Annotated in this window: 15 protein-coding genes; 4 read left to right on the top strand and 11 right to left on the bottom strand. The window is 69.5% G+C overall.

Going from position 1 to position 15678, the window contains the following annotated elements; genetic code table 11:
- Positions 1 to 4: 4 nt before the first annotated feature.
- Positions 5 to 1579 (bottom strand): FAD-binding oxidoreductase, encoded by a 1575-nt coding sequence (locus tag ACFYXH_RS08245; protein WP_389561317.1) that lies wholly within the window; start codon positions 1577 to 1579, stop codon positions 5 to 7.
- Between the two features lie 394 nt (positions 1580 to 1973).
- On the opposite strand from ACFYXH_RS08245, the gene ACFYXH_RS08250 reads away from it, so the two are divergent.
- Positions 1974 to 2804, top strand: coding sequence for a hypothetical protein (locus tag ACFYXH_RS08250; RefSeq protein ID WP_389561318.1), 831 nt, complete (start codon positions 1974 to 1976; stop codon positions 2802 to 2804).
- A gap of 75 nt (positions 2805 to 2879) precedes the next feature.
- A complete protein-coding gene (locus tag ACFYXH_RS08255; RefSeq protein ID WP_327324530.1) occupies positions 2880 to 3071 on the top strand; it encodes a hypothetical protein in 192 nt (63 codons plus the stop codon).
- 51 nt (positions 3072 to 3122) lie between these two features.
- Here ACFYXH_RS08255 and ACFYXH_RS08260 read toward each other — a convergent pair whose 3' ends face one another.
- Positions 3123 to 3455: a metal-sensitive transcriptional regulator gene (locus ACFYXH_RS08260; protein WP_251017580.1), complete on the bottom strand. Its 333-nt coding sequence runs from the start codon at positions 3453 to 3455 to the stop codon at positions 3123 to 3125.
- 222 nt (positions 3456 to 3677) lie between these two features.
- Here ACFYXH_RS08260 and ACFYXH_RS08265 point away from each other — a divergent pair, with 222 nt between their 5' ends.
- Both ACFYXH_RS08265 and ACFYXH_RS08270 read left to right on the top strand, forming a co-directional pair.
- Positions 3678 to 4298, top strand: a complete 621-nt coding sequence (locus tag ACFYXH_RS08265; protein ID WP_327324529.1) for a DUF47 family protein — start codon at positions 3678 to 3680, stop codon at positions 4296 to 4298.
- 5 nt (positions 4299 to 4303) lie between these two features.
- Entirely contained in the window at positions 4304 to 5302 is a 999-nt protein-coding gene (locus ACFYXH_RS08270) for an anion permease (protein WP_389561319.1), read from the top strand.
- A gap of 237 nt (positions 5303 to 5539) precedes the next feature.
- On the opposite strand, the gene pstB is transcribed toward ACFYXH_RS08270, so the two are convergent.
- From pstB to mshD, 9 genes are all read right to left on the bottom strand, one after another.
- A complete protein-coding gene (gene pstB / locus ACFYXH_RS08275; RefSeq protein ID WP_389561320.1) occupies positions 5540 to 6316 on the bottom strand; it encodes a phosphate ABC transporter ATP-binding protein PstB in 777 nt (258 codons plus the stop codon).
- A gap of 29 nt (positions 6317 to 6345) precedes the next feature.
- Positions 6346 to 7422 (bottom strand): phosphate ABC transporter permease PstA, encoded by a 1077-nt coding sequence (gene pstA / locus ACFYXH_RS08280; RefSeq protein WP_389561321.1) that lies wholly within the window; start codon positions 7420 to 7422, stop codon positions 6346 to 6348.
- Positions 7419 to 8417 (bottom strand): phosphate ABC transporter permease subunit PstC, encoded by a 999-nt coding sequence (gene pstC / locus ACFYXH_RS08285; RefSeq protein ID WP_389561322.1) that lies wholly within the window; start codon positions 8415 to 8417, stop codon positions 7419 to 7421. The genes pstA and pstC overlap by 4 nt, the downstream gene beginning before the upstream one ends.
- Positions 8418 to 8517: 100 nt before the next feature.
- Positions 8518 to 9654, bottom strand: coding sequence for a phosphate ABC transporter substrate-binding protein PstS (pstS, locus tag ACFYXH_RS08290; RefSeq protein WP_389561323.1), 1137 nt, complete (start codon positions 9652 to 9654; stop codon positions 8518 to 8520).
- 230 nt (positions 9655 to 9884) lie between these two features.
- On the bottom strand, positions 9885 to 10310 hold the full coding sequence (locus ACFYXH_RS08295) for an NUDIX hydrolase (RefSeq protein WP_389561324.1): 426 nt from the start codon (positions 10308 to 10310) through the stop codon (positions 9885 to 9887).
- A 10-nt stretch (positions 10311 to 10320) separates the two neighbouring features.
- The gene (locus tag ACFYXH_RS08300; protein ID WP_389561325.1) at positions 10321 to 11469 is read right to left on the bottom strand and encodes a CHAD domain-containing protein; all 1149 of its coding nucleotides are present in this window, start codon (positions 11467 to 11469) and stop codon (positions 10321 to 10323) included.
- Positions 11456 to 13684, bottom strand: a complete 2229-nt coding sequence (locus tag ACFYXH_RS08305) for an RNA degradosome polyphosphate kinase (protein ID WP_389561326.1) — start codon at positions 13682 to 13684, stop codon at positions 11456 to 11458. Before ACFYXH_RS08305 ends, ACFYXH_RS08300 begins: the two co-directional genes overlap by 14 nt.
- Positions 13681 to 14340 carry a hypothetical protein gene (locus ACFYXH_RS08310; protein WP_389561327.1) on the bottom strand — a complete coding sequence of 220 codons (660 nt, stop codon included), beginning with the start codon at positions 14338 to 14340 and terminating at the stop codon, positions 13681 to 13683. The genes ACFYXH_RS08305 and ACFYXH_RS08310 overlap by 4 nt, the downstream gene beginning before the upstream one ends.
- 320 nt (positions 14341 to 14660) lie before the next feature.
- Positions 14661 to 15584, bottom strand: coding sequence for a mycothiol synthase (gene mshD, locus ACFYXH_RS08315; RefSeq protein ID WP_389561328.1), 924 nt, complete (start codon positions 15582 to 15584; stop codon positions 14661 to 14663).
- Positions 15585 to 15678 lie beyond the last annotated feature (94 nt).

Here is a 15678-nt window from a genome sequence, read left to right on the forward strand (position 1 = left end):
CGTACTACAGCGCCTGCGGGAAGTTGAAGACCCTGTCCGGGTCGTACTGCTTCTTCAGCCGGGTGAGGCGGTCCGCGGCAGGCCCGTAGTACGCCCGGCGCCAGTCGGTCAGCGTGGGATCGATGTAGTTCTGGTACGCGGCTCCCGACGCATAACGGCGCATCGACGCATGGGCATTTTTGAGCCAGGCCTGCTGGGCGGTGCCCGAGGTGCCGGGCCGCCAGGAGCCGATGTACTGCGCGAGCATCCGGGACCGCCGGTGGACGAACGACGTCGCCAGCGGGTCCACGCGGTTGACCGCTCCGCCGAGCGCGGTGAGCGCGATGGAGCCGCCGCCCACGCCCTGGCCGGGCTTGATCCGGGTGAATGCCTCGGTCGCGGAGATCAATGCGCGCACTCCGGCCGGGGAGAGGTTGTGGTCGAAGAAGTCGGAGGCCGCTGCGTATGTCTCGCGCTGCAGCGCGCCCTGGGGCGTACGGCCCGGAGTGGTGCCCGGCAGATGGCACTGCGATTGGGTGATCGTCGTGCAGTTCGCGTAGCCGAGCATCGCCTCCCGATAGCTGCGGCGGCGCACCGAGACCGAGCGGGCGGGCGAACCGGCCTTGTCGGCGAGGCGGTCGAGCGCGTTCTTGAGGTCGCCCTCGCTGCCGAGGGAGAACGCGGCTATGGAGAGGGTCGGCGTGCTGCCGGGCCCGGCGGCGAGATGCGCGGACGACCATATCTCGTCCGGCTGGTCCGGGCCCCACTGCTGCCAGGCGCTGAGGACGGCCGCGGCCTTCGCCCAGGGCCAGGTGAGATAGGCGGTGACGGTCGGCGGCGTGGGATGTGTACGGAAGTGGAGCCGGGTCACGACGCCGAAGTTGCCGTTACCGGCGCCGCGCAGCGCCCAGAAGAGGTCCTTGTTCTCGGTGGCGCTCGCGGTCAGCTGCTTGCCGTCGGCTGTGACGATGGTCGCCGCGGTGAGGCTGTCGCAGGTCAGACCGTACGCGCGTGAGGTGACGCCGTGACCGCCGCCGAGGGTGAGACCGGACACGCCGACGGAGGGGCACGAGCCCGCGGGGATGGTGCGGTTGTTGCGGGCGAGACCGGCGTAGACGTCGATGAGCTTGGCGCCGGCGCCGATGGAGCCGTCCTGTCCGACGCGGTTCAGCGAGGACACATCGATGACGAGGCGGCCGTTGCCGGAGGACCAGCCCGCATAGGAATGGCCGCCGTTCCGGATGGAGACGGGGACGCGGTGGGCTCTGGCGTAGGCCAGGCACTCCTTGACGTCGTCCTCGCCTGCGACATAGGCGACGGCGGCGGGCTTCAGCGAGTCGAAGCGGGTGTTGTAGAGCTGCCGGGCGGACCGGTACGCGGCGTCACCGGGGCGTACGAGCTTCCCGTCGAGGCCGCGCGCGAGCGCGGTCCAGTCGGGCGCCGCGGCGGTGGTGATGGTGGTGGCGGACGCGGATCTGCCCGGTGAGCGGCCGGTGCCGGGCGTGCCGGTAGGAGCTGCGGTTGCGCCGCTGCCGTTCTTGCCTGTGCAGGCGGCAGCGGTGAGAACTACAGCGGTGGTGAGCAGTGCGCGCCGGTCCATGGGGCCTCCTGGGGAACGAGACGGTTCCTGGGGGCGGGGGGTTCCCGGGGGCGGGCGGCGGTTTTCCCTGTGCCGCAGGTCCAAAGGGCTGCGTCAGTGTTCCGCCGCAGGTGTCGATGTGTGCAACTCGGCATCCGTACGCGCCCGTTCGCGGGAACGTCGGGCAGGCCCGGCCCAGCCGCAGGTGCAGCTGGCGGAGGCGAATGAGCCGCGTTCGGTGGTGGTGGCTCGGTGTGGCGAGGTGTCGCCGGTGGGGTCTTGCTGAGGCACCACTCCACGGTACTGGGGCCGCGTCGAGGACGGACCCCCGCGTGACGAGGGGCCAGGGCAGTCGTTATGCGGGACGGGTGGGGTCTCGTACAAGCAGCGGTCCCGTGTTGGGGGTTGGCAGGCGATGGTGGTGCAGCAGCACAGGCACAGGGGCGGGGCGTTCGCCGTTGCGGCCGTCATACTGGGGGCGGTGGCGAGCAGCGGGTGTTCCGTCGGCGGCGGTGCCGCGGCCGACGACCGGCGGGGTGGCGGCAGAGTCGACGACGTACGGAAAGCCGCCGACGTACTGGCCGGGGCCGGCAGCTCCAAGGCCCGAACGTCCATGGAGATGGCGACCGGCGGGACCCGGGTGATCATCCGGGGCGAGGGCGGATACGACTTCGAGCGGCGGGCCGGTGAGCTGAGGGTCGTACTGCCCAAGGATCCCGCGGGCGCCGACGAGCACCGTCCGATCACCGAGCTGCTGACGCCCGGGGCGCTGTACATGAAGAACCGGGGCGCCGGCGTACCGGCCGACAAGTGGGTGCGGGTCGACACAACCACCCTCGAGGACGGCAATCTGGTCACCGGCGGCGCGACCGATCCGCTCGCCGCAGCCGAACTGCTGCGCGGCGCGCGGGACGTGACGTACGTCGGCGAGGAGGAGCTGGCCGGGACGAAGGTGCGTCACTATCGGGGCACCACGGACATCGCGCAGGCGGCGCGGGTGGCCGAACCCCATGCGCGGGCCTCGCTGGCCGCCGCGGCGAAAGGGTTCGCAAAGGACATCGTGCCGTTCGACGCGTACCTCGACGAACAAGGCCGGCTGCGCAAGGTGCGCCACCGGTTCAGTTTCACCAATCAGGGCCGCCCGGTCGCCGTCGCGTCGACCACCCTGCTGTACGACTTCGGGACGCCGGTGGCCGTGCGTCTCCCCGACCAACGGGACATTTACGCCGGGAAGATCAGGGCCTAAATGGTCCGGACGTGCCATGCGCGGTCCGTGTATCACTCCCTACGCTAGGAAGTCGACACCGGCAGGAAGAGGTGAATGCACGTGGCTCCGCCCAGTACTGCGACCGTCCAGGACCACGTGGCCCTCGCGGAGATCGAGCTGTGTGGTGAGTTGATCATCGCGGCGTCGGCCGCGGACGAGGAACGGCTCAGCCCGGACCGTATCGACGAGGTGCTGAAGGTGGTGGCCGAGCGGTCCGCGCTCTCAGGCCCGTCCCGGCAGGAGTGACCGGAAACACGGGGAGCGGCCGGGACGCGGTCGCCGCGCCCCGTGCACGTACTAGGTGCGCAGAAGGCGCGCGATCGCCTTCGTCGCCTCCTCGACCTTCGCGTCGATCTCTTCGCCGCCCTTCACCGCAGCGTCGGCGACGCAGTGCCGCAGATGCTCCTCCAGCAGCTGGAGCGCGAAGGACTGCAGAGCCTTGGTGGACGCGGAGACCTGGGTGAGTATGTCGATGCAGTAGACGTCCTCGTCGACCATCCGCTGCAGCCCGCGGATCTGGCCCTCGATCCGGCGCAGCCGCTTGAGGTGCTCGTCCTTCTGCTTGTGGTAGCCGTGCACACCGTGGTCATGGTCCGTGACCGGGGGGCCGGCCGCCTCGGTGGTCGTCATCGCGTCCTCCCGTTGTCCGTCTGTCCTTGTCGGCTGTGCTTGTCCAGAAAGGGACTACATACCCCTCGTGGGTATATGGTAACGAATCGCGCGAGATCGGGGGCGGGGGCCCGTGATGACCACTGTGCCCGATGGGCGACACTGAACAACGCCGGTTAGCCGTGGCCGGATGATGCGCCTAGCATCAGCCTGACCAAATCCAAAGCACCCCGAGGACCCCACGTGCGATTTCGTCTGACCCCCAGGGAGACGAGCTTCTATGACATGTTTGCCGCGTCCGCGGACAACATCGTCACGGGCTCGAAGCTCCTGATGGAACTGCTCGGTGCGGATGCCTCCGCCCGGGCCGAGATCGCGGAGCGGATGCGGGCAGCGGAGCACGCGGGGGACGACGCCACCCACGCGATCTTCCACCAGCTGAACTCCTCGTTCATCACGCCGTTCGACCGCGAGGACATCTACAAACTCGCTTCGTCGCTCGACGACATCATGGACTTCATGGAGGAGGCCGTCGACCTGGTCGTGCTCTACCAGGTCGAGGAGCTGCCCAAGGGTGTCGAGCAGCAGATCGAGGTATTGGCGCGGGCCGCGGAGCTGACCGCCGAGGCGATGCCGCATCTGCGGACCATGGACAACCTCACCGAGTACTGGATCGAGGTCAACCGCCTCGAGAACCAGGCCGACCAGATTCACCGCAAGCTCCTTGCGACGCTCTTCAACGGTAAGTACGACGCCATCGAGGTGCTCAAGCTCAAGCAGATCGTGGATGTGCTGGAAGAGGCCGCCGACGCCTTTGAGCATGTCGCGAACACCGTGGAGACCATCGCGGTCAAGGAGTCCTGAACCTCGTGGACACCTTTGCGCTGATCGTGACCATTGGTGTCGCGCTCGGATTCACGTACACCAATGGCTTTCACGACTCGGCGAACGCGATCGCGACCTCGGTCTCCACGCGGGCGCTGACGCCGCGCGCGGCGCTGGCGATGGCCGCGGTGATGAACCTTGCCGGTGCGTTTCTCGGCCAGGGCGTCGCCAAGACCGTCAGCGAGGGGCTCATCGAGACGCCCCAGGGTCCGCGCGGCATGGGCATTCTCTTCGCGGCGCTGCTCGGCGCGATCGTCTGGAACCTGGTCACCTGGTACTTCGGTCTGCCGTCGTCCTCTTCCCATGCGCTGTTCGGCGGCATGGTGGGCGCGGCGCTGGCCGGCGGGACCGAGGTCATCTGGAGCGGCGTGCTCGAGAAGATCGTCATCCCGATGCTTGTCTCGCCCTTCGTCGGTCTGGTCGTCGGCTATCTGGTGATGGTCGCGATCATGTGGATGTTCCGTAGGTCCAACCCGTCCAAGGCCAAGCGCGGTTTCCGGATAGCGCAGACGGTCTCGGCGGCCGGCATGGCGCTCGGTCATGGTCTGCAGGACGCGCAGAAGACGATGGGCATCGTGGTGATGGCGCTGGTCATCGCCGACGTGGAGGACCAGGGCGACGCGATCCCGGTCTGGGTGAAGATCGCCTGCGCGATGATGCTCTCGCTCGGTACCTACGCGGGCGGCTGGCGCATCATGCGGACGCTCGGCCGCAAGATCATCGAGCTGGACCCGCCGCAGGGCTTCGCGGCCGAGACGACCGGGGCGTCGATCATGTTCGGCTCGGCGTTCCTCTTCCAGGCGCCGATCTCCACCACGCATGTGATCACCTCGGCGATCATGGGCGTGGGTGCGACAAAGCGGATCAACGCGGTCCGCTGGGGTGTTGCCAAGAACATCGTTCTGGGCTGGTTCATCACGATGCCGGCGGCGGCGGCGGTCGCTGCGCTGAGCTACGGCGTGGTCTACCTGATCTTCGGCTGACCGTCGCGGCGGTTCCGCCGTACGCGCTGGAACGCAAGTGGGCCCGCCCCCTGGGAGAGGGGGCGGGCCCTTCGCCTTGCGGTGGCACCGCCATGCAGCACCGCGAGACGTGTTGGGGGGTTCGGCGCCTTGTCCGTGGCCGGTACGCCGGAGGAGTGCGGCGGTTCGCCGGTGGAAACCACCCACCGAGAGCAACCACCAACGCCCCCGGCCCACGATGACGACATGACCGGATGACTAACCGAAGCGGCCGGAGATGTAGTCCTCCGTGGCCTGCACCGACGGGTTGGCGAAGATCCGCTCGGTCTCGTCTATCTCGATGAGCTTGCCGGGCTGGCCGACCGCCGACAGGTTGAAGAACGCCGTACGGTCCGAGACCCGCGCCGCCTGCTGCATGTTGTGCGTCACGATGACGATCGTGAAGCGCTCCTTCAGCTCGCCGATCAGGTCCTCGATCGCGAGGGTCGAGATCGGGTCGAGCGCCGAGCACGGCTCGTCCATCAGCAGCACATCCGGCTCGACCGCGATCGCACGGGCGATGCACAGACGCTGCTGCTGGCCGCCGGAGAGGCCGGAGCCGGGCTTGTTCAGGCGGTCCTTGACCTCGTTCCAGAGGTTGGCGCCCTTCAGGGACTTCTCGACGACGTCCGCCAGCCGGTTCTTCTTGTACGAACCGTTCAGGCGCAGGCCCGCCGCGACATTGTCGAAGATCGACATCGTCGGAAAGGGGTTCGGCCGCTGGAAGACCATGCCGACCGTGCGGCGCACGGCGACCGGGTCGACGCTCGAGCCGTACAGGTTCTCGTCGTCCAGCAGCACCTTGCCCTCGACCCGGCCACCGGGAGTGACCTCGTGCATACGGTTCAGCGTGCGCAGGAAGGTGGACTTGCCGCAGCCGGACGGGCCGATGAAGGCCGTCACGGAGCGGGGCTCCACGGTCATCGAGATGTCCTCGATGGCCTTGTGGGAGCCGTAGTAGGCGGTGAGGCCGCTGACGTCGATGCGCTTGGCCATGTGAATCACTTCGCTTTCACGTGGTCGCGTCAGCGACCGGTCTTCGGGGCCTTCCAGCGGGCGATGCCCCGGGCCACCAGATTGAGGATCATGACGAAGGCGATCAGGACCAGGGCGGCGGCCCAGGCGCGGTCGTACGACGCCTCGCTGCCGACCCGGTACTGCTCCCAGACGTAGAAGGGGAGCGAGGACTGGGCGCCTTCGAACGGGTTCGTGTTGATCAGCTGGCTGCCGAAGACCAGCAGCATGATCGGGGCGGTCTCACCGGCGATACGTGCGATGGCGAGCATCACACCAGTGGTGATACCGCCGAGCGCGGTCGGGATAACCACCTTGAGGATCGTTCGGTACTTCGGTACGCCGAGTGCCAGCGAGGCTTCGCGCAGCTCGTTGGGTACGAGCTTGAGCATCTCCTCGGTGGAGCGGACCACGACCGGGATCATCAGGATCGCCAGTGCCAGCGCGCCCATCAGGCCGGAGGGCTGCAGCTCGAGGATGAGCATGATCGAGAGGATGAACAGACCCGCGACGATCGACGGGATACCCGTCATGACGTCGACGAAGAAGGTCACCGCCTTGGCCAGCGCGCCCCTGCCGTACTCGACCAGGTAGACCGCGGTCAGCAGACCGATCGGCACCGAGATCACGGTGGCGAGGCCGACCTGCTCCAGCGTGCCGATGATGGCGTGGTAGACGCCGCCGCCCGCCTCGAAGCCGGGGATGCCCGCCATGGAGTGGCTGAGGAAGTAGCCGTTGAGCACCTTCGTACCGCGGCTGATGGTCACCCAGATCAGCGAGAACAGCGGGATCACGGCGAGGATGAAGCACACCCACACGATGCTGGTGGCGAGTCGGTCCTTGGCCTGGCGCTTGTTCTCGACGGCCGTGGTCACGACGTACGAGATGCTCACGAAGAGCAGGGCCGAGATCAGGCCCCACTGAACGCGGCTCTCCCAGCCGGCCCCCATGCCGATGCCGACGCCGAGCGTGAGGGAGACGACCGCGAATCCCGCCGGTGCCCAGCGGGGGAGCGACCGGCCGCTGAGGCTTCCCCTGCGGGAGGGCGGGGTCGGCGTGGGCCTGTCCTTGATGGCTGCCTGGCTCATGCGTTGGCCCCCGAGTACTCCTTGCGGCGCGCGATGATCAGGCGGGCCGCGCCGTTGACCAGCAGTGTGAGGATGAAGAGGACCAGACCGGAGGCGATCAGGGCGTCGCGCCCGAGCTCATTGGCCTCGTCGAACTTCGCTGCGATGTTCTGGGCGAAGGTTCCGCCGCCCGGATTGAGCAGATGGAAAGAGATCAGGAAGCTTGGGGAGAGGACCGTGGCGACGGCCATCGTCTCGCCGAGCGCGCGGCCCAGGCCCAGCATCGAGGCGGAGATCACGCCCGAGCGGCCGAAGGGGAGCACCGAGAGCCGGATGACTTCCCAGCGGGTGGCGCCGAGGGCGAGGGCGGCCTCTTCGTTCATGCGCGGGACCTGCAGGAAGACCTCGCGGCTGACGCTGGTCACGATCGGCAGGATCATGATCGCCAGCAGCACGCCCACGGTGAACAGTGAGCGGGCGACGCCGACTTCGGTCTTCTCGAAGATGTAGGTCCAGCCGAAGAACTCGTCCAGCCAGAGGTTGAGGCCCTCCATGTACGGGACGAGGAAGAGGGCGCCCCAGATGCCGTAGATGATCGACGGCACGGCGGCCAGCAGATCCACGACGTAGGCGAGGGGGGCGGCGAGGCGGCGCGGCGCGTAGTGCGAGATGAACAGCGCGATGCCGACGGCGATCGGTACGGCGATCACCATCGCGATGATCGAGCTGACGACCGTGCCGAAGAGCAGGACCGCAATGCCGAAGACCGGCGGGTTGCCCGCCGGGTTCCAGTCGAAGGTGGTGAGGAAGTTGCCCTCGTCCTTCGAGATGGCAAGCGTCGCGCGGTAGGTGAGGAACGCGGCGATCGACGCCATGATCACCAGGAGCAGGATGCCCGAGCCGCGGGACAGGCCGAGAAAGACCTTGTCGCCGGCGCGGCCGGTGGACGTTCCGCGCCTCCTGTTGACCGGCGGAGCCGGCGTTGGGGGAGGGGAATCTATCGGTGTAGTAGCCATGATCTTTCCGGTCTGTGGCGGGGAGCTGTAGGACTCCCCTGGCGGCGGTGCACCGGATGGGTGGCCGGCGGGGGCTCAGGGCCCCCGCCGGCCTGTTGCGTTACTTCAGACCCGCGACGGTCTCGCGGACCTTGGTGTTGATCTCGGCCGGGATCGGGGCGTAGCCGGCGCCGGAGAGGAGCTTCTGGCCCTCGTCGCCGGCGGTGTAGGTCAGGAAGGACTTGACCGTGCCCAGGGTGTCGGCCTTGTTGCCGGTGTCGCAGACAACCTCGTAGGTCACCAGGACGATCGGGTAGGCGCCGTCGGCCTTGGTGCTGTAGTCGAGACCGAGGGCCAGGTCCTTGCCGGTGCCCTTGATCTTGGCGGCGGCGATCGCCTTGGAGGCGTTCTCGGAGCTGGCCTCGACCGGGGCGGCAGCACCCGTGTTGATCTTGACGGTCGGGATGGACTGCGAGGTCGCGTACGAGAGCTCGAAGTAACCGATCGAGCCCTCGGCCTGCTTGACCTGCGCGGCAACACCGGCGGAGCCGGAGGCGGCCTGGCCGCCCGGGGCCGGCCACTTCTTCTCGGCCTCGTAGGGCCAGTCGGCCTTGGCGGTGGCGCCGAGGTACTTGCCGAGGTTCGCCGTGGTGCCGGAGTCCTCGGAGCGGTGGAAGGGCTGGATCGCCTTGTCCGGGAGCTTGGCACCCTTGTTCAGGGCGGCGACCGCCGGGTCGTTCCAGTTCTTGATCTTGCCGTTGAAGATCTTGGCGATGGTCGAGGCGTCCAGGGTCAGGTTGTCGACGCCCGGCACGTTGTAGCCGATGGCGATCGGGCCGCCGACCATGGGCAGGTTGATGCCCTGGCCGCCGCCCTGGCAGATCTTCTTGGACTCGGCGACCTCTTCGGGCTTGAGCGCCGAGTCGGAGCCGGCGAAGCCGACGGTGCCCTGGTTGAAGGCGATGATGCCCTCACCGGACGAGGAGGACTTGTAGTTGATCTCCACGCCCTTGCAGCCGGCCATGTAGTTCTTGACCCACAGGTCCATGGCGTTCTTCTGCGCGCTGGAACCGGATGCCAGGAGCTTGCCCTTGGCGCCGTCGCACTTGATGTTCGACGCCGCGTTGGTCTGCTCGCCCGTGCCGCCGGTGCCGCCTGCGTTGTCGTCCGAGCCACACGCCGTGAGAACCAGGGCGCCGGTCACGGCGATGGCACCGAGCGCGGTGGCGCGAAGCCCGTTCTTGCGCTGAAGCTTCACTTCGGGTGTTTCCTTCCAGGAGCCGCCGGACGCTGACCGGGTGTCTTTGGCGTTCTGTGGCGGCGTGGTTCGGGGTGGGGGGCCGGCACTGTGCCGGTCACCGTGTAGGGCCGAAATTAGGCAGATCAGGTGAAGCGGCCAACGGGAGAGAGTGAACGGGAGGTGAACCGTGTCGGGCGGCCTGGTGCCTGTCGCCGTGTCGCCGCTCGGCGTGCCGGTTCTCATGCGGTTCACGCCGAGTGGAGGGCCGCGAGCAGCGCGTCCAGGAGCGTGCGGTCGCGCGGCTGGGTGAGGCGGTTGCGGGCCGCTGTCGGGGAGAGCCAGAGGATGCGGTCGACCTCCTCGTTCGGGGTGAAGGTTCCCGTGGTCGCCTCGGCGGCCCAGTAGCTGACCTGCTTGGGGCGTCCGTTCGCAATGTAGTGCGCGGTGGGAAGGCGGGCACCGGGGACGCACTGGTGGCCGGTCTCCTCGAGCACTTCGCGCAGCGCGCCGAAAAGGGCGTCCTCGCCGCGCTTCAGCTTGCCCTTCGGGTGCGACCAGTCGTCGTACTTGGGACGGTGTACGAGGCAGATCTCGATACCGTCGTCCCCGTACGGGGAGCGGCGCCAGAGCACACAGCCGGCGGCCGGCACGACGTCGTCCCCCGGGCGATTCACGACGCCGCCCTCACGGTGCCGTCACCGCCGCGGCCCTCTGCCACACCTGCTGGAAGGCGAAACGGGCGGCCTCGACCTCGTGCCGCTGATCGGCGTGCAGCACACCCAGGGCGTACGCGGTGGCCGGGGCGATCCGCGGCGTACGGGCTGCGGTGGCGGCCGCATCAGCGGCTTCCGCGGCGTCGCGGTGGCGGTCGAGGACCAGCCCCGCATGGCACAGCACCGGGTCCGTCTTCGGGTGCAGCACCTCCTGTGCGTACCGGTGCAGTCGCAGCAGCAGCCGCACCTGGTGCCAGGGCGCGTCCTGTGTCTCTCCGGCCGATGCGGCGGCGAGGCCGTGCACCAGGGCCTCCGCGTTGTACGGATGTGCCGCGCGGGCCAGCGGCAGCGCGGCCACCGCCTCCAGGAACCGGCGCTCGGCGAGCTCCGCGGGCAGCGTCAGGGCCTCGACGGCCGGGGCGCCGGCCGGCGGGCCGAGCGGCAGCTCGGAGGCGAGTACCGCGACGGCGTCGGCGACCGCGTGGAAGCGGGAGGAGCCGAGCGCCTGGAGCGCGGCGGAATGGGCGCGGGTCCGGGCGAGGGTGAGCTGCCGCTCCAGCAGGGCCCCGGCCCGTGCGGCACCGACCGTGAGCGTGCCGGTACTGCGGGGCGTCCCGGCGCCGGGCTCGAAAGCGCCGGGCTCGGAAGCGCCGGGCTCGGAAGCGCCGGCCTCGGAAGTGGCGGCCTCGAGCGGGCCGAGCTGCCCCCTCGCGGGCGGCACCGGTACCGCACCCGAGAGCCGGGACAGCGCCTCCAGCAGCCGGCCGAGCCGTGAGGTGCAGGCGTGCTCCTGGGCCAGAGTGGCGGAGAGCCAGGCCAGCTCGGTGCGCAGACCGTCCGCCCAGGCGGGGTCGAGCAGCGGTCGGAAGGTGTGCAGTGTTCCGCTGATCCGCCGGGACGCCTGGCGCAGCGCGCGGGCGGCCGCCGCCACGCCCGCCGTGTCCGCGCCGCTCTCGCTGTGCAGCCGCAGACTGCGCAGGAAGTCGCCCGCCTGCGCATGGAGATACCGGGCAAGGGCCTCGCCCGCCGTGACCGCGGCCGGGAGACCGGCCGGGAGACCGGCCGGGAGACCGGCCGGGACGGCGGCAGCGTCCTGCCGGGAGATATCAGGGCTGTGCACGCCGGCGCCTCCGGGCGTCTATGAGCATCTCCTGTATGTGCCGCAGCGGCTGGCCTTCCGAGTCCGTGGAGTGCCGGATCCACGCGCCGTCCGGGCCGAGATGCCAGGAGGACGTGCTGTCGGACATGCCGTTCTCCAGCAGCCGGGTGAGGGCCGCGCGGTGGGCCGGGTCGGTGACCCGTACCAGTGCCTCGATACGGCGGTCGAGGTTGCGGTGCATCATGTCGGCGCTGCCGAACCACACCTCGGGCTCGCCGCCGTTGCCGAAGGCGAAGATCCGGGAGTGCTCCAGGAAGCGGCCGAGGATCGAGCGCACCCGGATGTTCTCCGAGAGGCCGGGGACTCCGGGGCGCAGCGCGCAGATGCCGCGGACCCAGATGTCCACCCGCACACCCGCCATCGCCGCCCGGTAGCAGGCGTCGATGATCGCCTCGTCCACCATCGAGTTGACCTTGATGCGTACGTAGGCGGGCCGTCCGGCGCGGTGGTGCGCGGCTTCCTTGTTTATTCGCGCGATCAGGCCGTCGCGCAGGGACTTGGGCGCGACCAGCAGACGCCGGTACGTCTCGCGGCGCGAGTATCCCGAGAGCCGGTTGAACAGGTCCGAGAGGTCCGCCCCGACCTGCGGGTCCGCGGTCAGCAGCCCCAGGTCCTCGTACAGGCGGGCCGTCTTCGGGTGGTAGTTGCCGGTGCCGACGTGCGAGTAGCGGCGCAGTGTGTCGCCCTCCTGGCGGACCACCAGCGACAGCTTGCAGTGGGTCTTCAGGCCGACAAGACCGTAGACGACATGGCAGCCGGACTCCTCCAGCTTGCGCGCCCACTTGATGTTGGCCTGCTCGTCGAAGCGGGCCTTGATCTCCACCAGTACCAGGACCTGCTTGCCCGATTCGGCGGCGTCGATCAGCGCGTCGACAATCGGGGAGTCGCCGGAGGTGCGGTACAGCGTCTGCTTGATGGCGAGTACGTCCGGGTCGGCCGCGGCCTGCTCCAGGAAGGCCTGGACGGACGTCGAGAACGAGTCGTACGGGTGGTGCAGCAGTACGTCACGCTCGCGCAGCGCCATGAATATGTCCGGCGCGGAGGCCGACTCGACCTCGGCGAGATCCCGGTGGGTGCCCGCGATGAACTTCGGGTACTTCAGCTCGGGGCGGTCCAGCTTCGCGATACCGAAGAGGCCCGTCAGGTCCAGCGGACCGGGCAGCGGGTAGACCTCGGCGTCGGACACCTTCAGCTCGCGGACCAGCAGATCGAGCACGTACGGATCGATGGACTCCTCGACCTCGAGCCGCACCGGCGGCCCGAAGCGGCGCCGCATGAGCTCCTTCTCCAGTGCCTGCAGAAGGTTCTCCGCGTCGTCCTCCTCCACCTCCAGGTCCTCGTTCCTGGTCACCCGGAACATATGGTGCGCGAGCACCTCCATGCCGGGGAAGAGCTCCTCCAGATGCGCGGCGATGACGTCCTCGAGAGGGACGTACCGCTGCGGGGAGGCCTCCAGGAAGCGGGACAGCAGCGGCGGGACCTTCACCCGCGCGAAGTGGCGGTGGCCGCTGACCGGGTTGCGCACGACGACCGCGAGGTTCAGCGAGAGGCCGGAGATGTACGGGAAGGGGTGCGCCGGGTCCACGGCCAGCGGGGTCAGGACCGGGAAGATCTGCTGCCGGAAGAGCGTGAAGAGGCGGGCCTGCTCCTTCTCGGTGAGGTCGGGCCAGCGGATGAGGTGGATGGACTCCTCGGCGAGCGCCGGGGCGACGTCCTGCTGGTAGCAGGCGGCGTGCCGGGCCATGAGCTCGCGGGAGCGGTTCCAGATCAGGTCCAGGACCTCGCGGGGCTGCAGACCGGACGCGGAGCGGGTGGCGACGCCGGTCGCGATACGGCGCTTCAGGCCGGCCACCCGGACCATGAAGAACTCGTCCAGGTTGGACGCGAAGATCGCGAGGAAGTTCGCTCGTTCGAGCAGCGGGGTGGCGGGATCCTCGGCGAGCTCCAGGACGCGCTCGTTGAACGCGAGCCAGCTTCGTTCGCGGTCGAGGAACCGTCCCTGGGGCAATTCGGCGCCGTCGCCCTCGTGATCCTCCTCGTACGCGTCGAGGTCGGCATCGATGTCGGGCTCGAGATCGGAGACCGTGGCCGCGACGGTGTGCGGCCGGTGCGCGGCGATGGAACCGACGGACGGCTGGGGGTGCTGGACCGGTACCTCGGCGGGCTGGTGGCTCATGAACCCATTGTTCCGCGCGGAGAGGGAAACGGGCGCGTCGGAAGAGGCCGGGGTGAGGGGGATCTTGCCGTTGGGGGAGGCGGGCACAGCGGGCTGCATTGAGAGAGGGTCGCAAGGGTGTCTGAATGCCCGGTAACGACGACATGACATGCAGGCGCGGTCGTGATGAGCGGAGGCCTGCCGGGGGCTTCACGCAGCCCCCGGCCGAGGGCCCCAGGCGCGGACTGCTCCCGGTAGCGCTCGGCGGCCACCATCAGGAACCCGGTGACCACGAGGGCGAGCCCGGCGGCGGGCAGGGCGCGACGGAGCAGCAGGCCGGACAGCGCGCCGATGGCAAGGCCGCAGAGCGCGTACGCGACGTCGACGGGCCCCAGGGCGCGGAAGACGTCGTCGTAGTACCACTCGTCGCTGAACGTGAACCCCGAGATGCCGACGCTTCGCGCCCACCGGTACAGCAGCGACAGCATGGCGAAGCCCGCGGCGACCAGCAGGGCCGGGAGGGTCAGCTTGGCGGCGAGCCGGCGGGCCGGCGTGACGGACTGGGTCCAGGACAGGGCGGCCGTGCGGCGCTCCAGCTCGCGGCCGGTAAGGACACCGCCGGGGTAGCCGGCGACGGCGAGCGGCAGCCACGCGATCACAGTGGCGGCGAGGCTCATGTTGCCGCTGTACTCGAACGCCGGGGACGAGGTGAAGTCCTCGACGCACGGGGGCAGTCCCGAGTCGGGGGAGCCGCAGGTGCCGCCGGCCGCGCGGCCTCGAGCCCGACCGCGTGGACCCGGGCCAGGGCTGCCACCGATGCGGCGAGGAACGCGGCGGTGACGAGCAGCGCGCTGCGGTGCAGCCGGAGAACCGACCAGGTCAGCCCCTTGGGGGCGAGTGAGCTCGTGCCGCCGCCACCTCCGCGCTCGGCGTGAGGTCAACTGCTCCCGGCCCCTGGCCTTTTCGGTCGCTCAGGACTCCGCCGGCGGGTTCCCGGTCAGGATTCGGTCCGGTACATGAGATCCACCTCGTGGGTGACAAAGCCGAGGCGCTCGTACACCGTCAGCGCGGCCGTGTTGTCCGCGTCGACGTAGAGCATCGCGGTCGGCAGCCCCTCGGCGGCGAGATGGCGCAGCCCGATCGTGGTGAGGGCCTTGCCGAGGCCGCCGCCCTGCGCCTCGGGCCGGATGCCGACGACGTACACCTCACCGAGGTGCTCCGCGGCGTGCACCTTCGTCCAGTGGAAGCCGATGAGTTCCCCCTCGCGCTCGGCGAGGAAGAAGCCCTTGGGGTCGAACCACGGCTCGGCCTTGCGGTCGTCGAGGTCCCGCTGTGTCAGGGACCCCTGCTCGGGGTGGTGGGCAAAGGCGGCGGCGTTCACGGCGAGCCAGGCGGCGTCGTCCTGTCCGGGCACGAAGGTGCGTACGGTGACGCCGGGCGGGAACACCGGCTCGGAGATGTCCAGCGGGCTCAACGGCCGCCGCAGCTGGCGCAGTTCACGGAAGAGGGTCAGCCCGAGCACCTGGGCCAGATGCCGCGCGGCGGACCTCCCGCCGTGCGCCCACACCCGCAGCCGCTTACCGGACGCCGCCAGCAACGCGCTCCCGAGCGCCCGCCCGTGACCGCGCCCACGGTGCGAGGGATGCACGACCAGCTCGGCGGCCGGGGCCTCGACGGGGTCGGTGTCCTCCAGCTGCGCGTACCCGACGAGCTCGTCGGCGACGGTGAGAAGGAGATGCCGAACGCCCTCCCGCTTCCCGCCGCGCAGCTGCAGCCGCCCCTGCTCGGAGACGGCCTGCATCCCGTCGGACCGGGCGGCGTCACCGAGCATGCCGAGTACGGCCTGGGCCTGCTCGGGCGTGAGCTCCTCGAGGGTCTGAATCTGCCGGCCGGGCTCGAGTGCGGCTGTTGCGTCTGTCATGGGTCGAGGGTACGGCGGGGGTGGGGGTGCGGGATCTGCGCGGCTCGGCATTTGCCCCGCAGGTGGGTGGAAGTTGTTCAACAGATTGTTGGAC

Origin of the sequence: Streptomyces sp. NPDC002730 (assembly GCF_042888805.1) — a bacterium.
Classification (GTDB): domain Bacteria; phylum Actinomycetota; class Actinomycetes; order Streptomycetales; family Streptomycetaceae; genus Streptomyces.

Excerpts from the sequence above, each read along its gene's own strand:
- ACFYXH_RS08310 (WP_389561327.1), bottom strand. The coding sequence starts at position 14,340 with ATGAGCCTCGCCGCCACTGTGATCGCGTGGCTGCCGCTCGCCGTCGCC.
- ACFYXH_RS08255 (WP_327324530.1), top strand. The coding sequence starts at position 2,880 with ATGCACGTGGCTCCGCCCAGTACTGCGACCGTCCAGGACCACGTGGCC.
- mshD (WP_389561328.1), bottom strand. The coding sequence starts at position 15,584 with ATGACAGACGCAACAGCCGCACTCGAGCCCGGCCGGCAGATTCAGACC.
- ACFYXH_RS08260 (WP_251017580.1), bottom strand. The coding sequence starts at position 3,455 with ATGACGACCACCGAGGCGGCCGGCCCCCCGGTCACGGACCATGACCAC.
- pstB (WP_389561320.1), bottom strand. The coding sequence starts at position 6,316 with ATGGCCAAGCGCATCGACGTCAGCGGCCTCACCGCCTACTACGGCTCC.
- pstC (WP_389561322.1), bottom strand. The coding sequence starts at position 8,417 with ATGGCTACTACACCGATAGATTCCCCTCCCCCAACGCCGGCTCCGCCG.
- pstA (WP_389561321.1), bottom strand. The coding sequence starts at position 7,422 with ATGAGCCAGGCAGCCATCAAGGACAGGCCCACGCCGACCCCGCCCTCC.
- ACFYXH_RS08250 (WP_389561318.1), top strand. The coding sequence starts at position 1,974 with ATGGTGGTGCAGCAGCACAGGCACAGGGGCGGGGCGTTCGCCGTTGCG.
- ACFYXH_RS08305 (WP_389561326.1), bottom strand. The coding sequence starts at position 13,684 with ATGAGCCACCAGCCCGCCGAGGTACCGGTCCAGCACCCCCAGCCGTCC.
- ACFYXH_RS08245 (WP_389561317.1), bottom strand. The coding sequence starts at position 1,579 with ATGGACCGGCGCGCACTGCTCACCACCGCTGTAGTTCTCACCGCTGCC.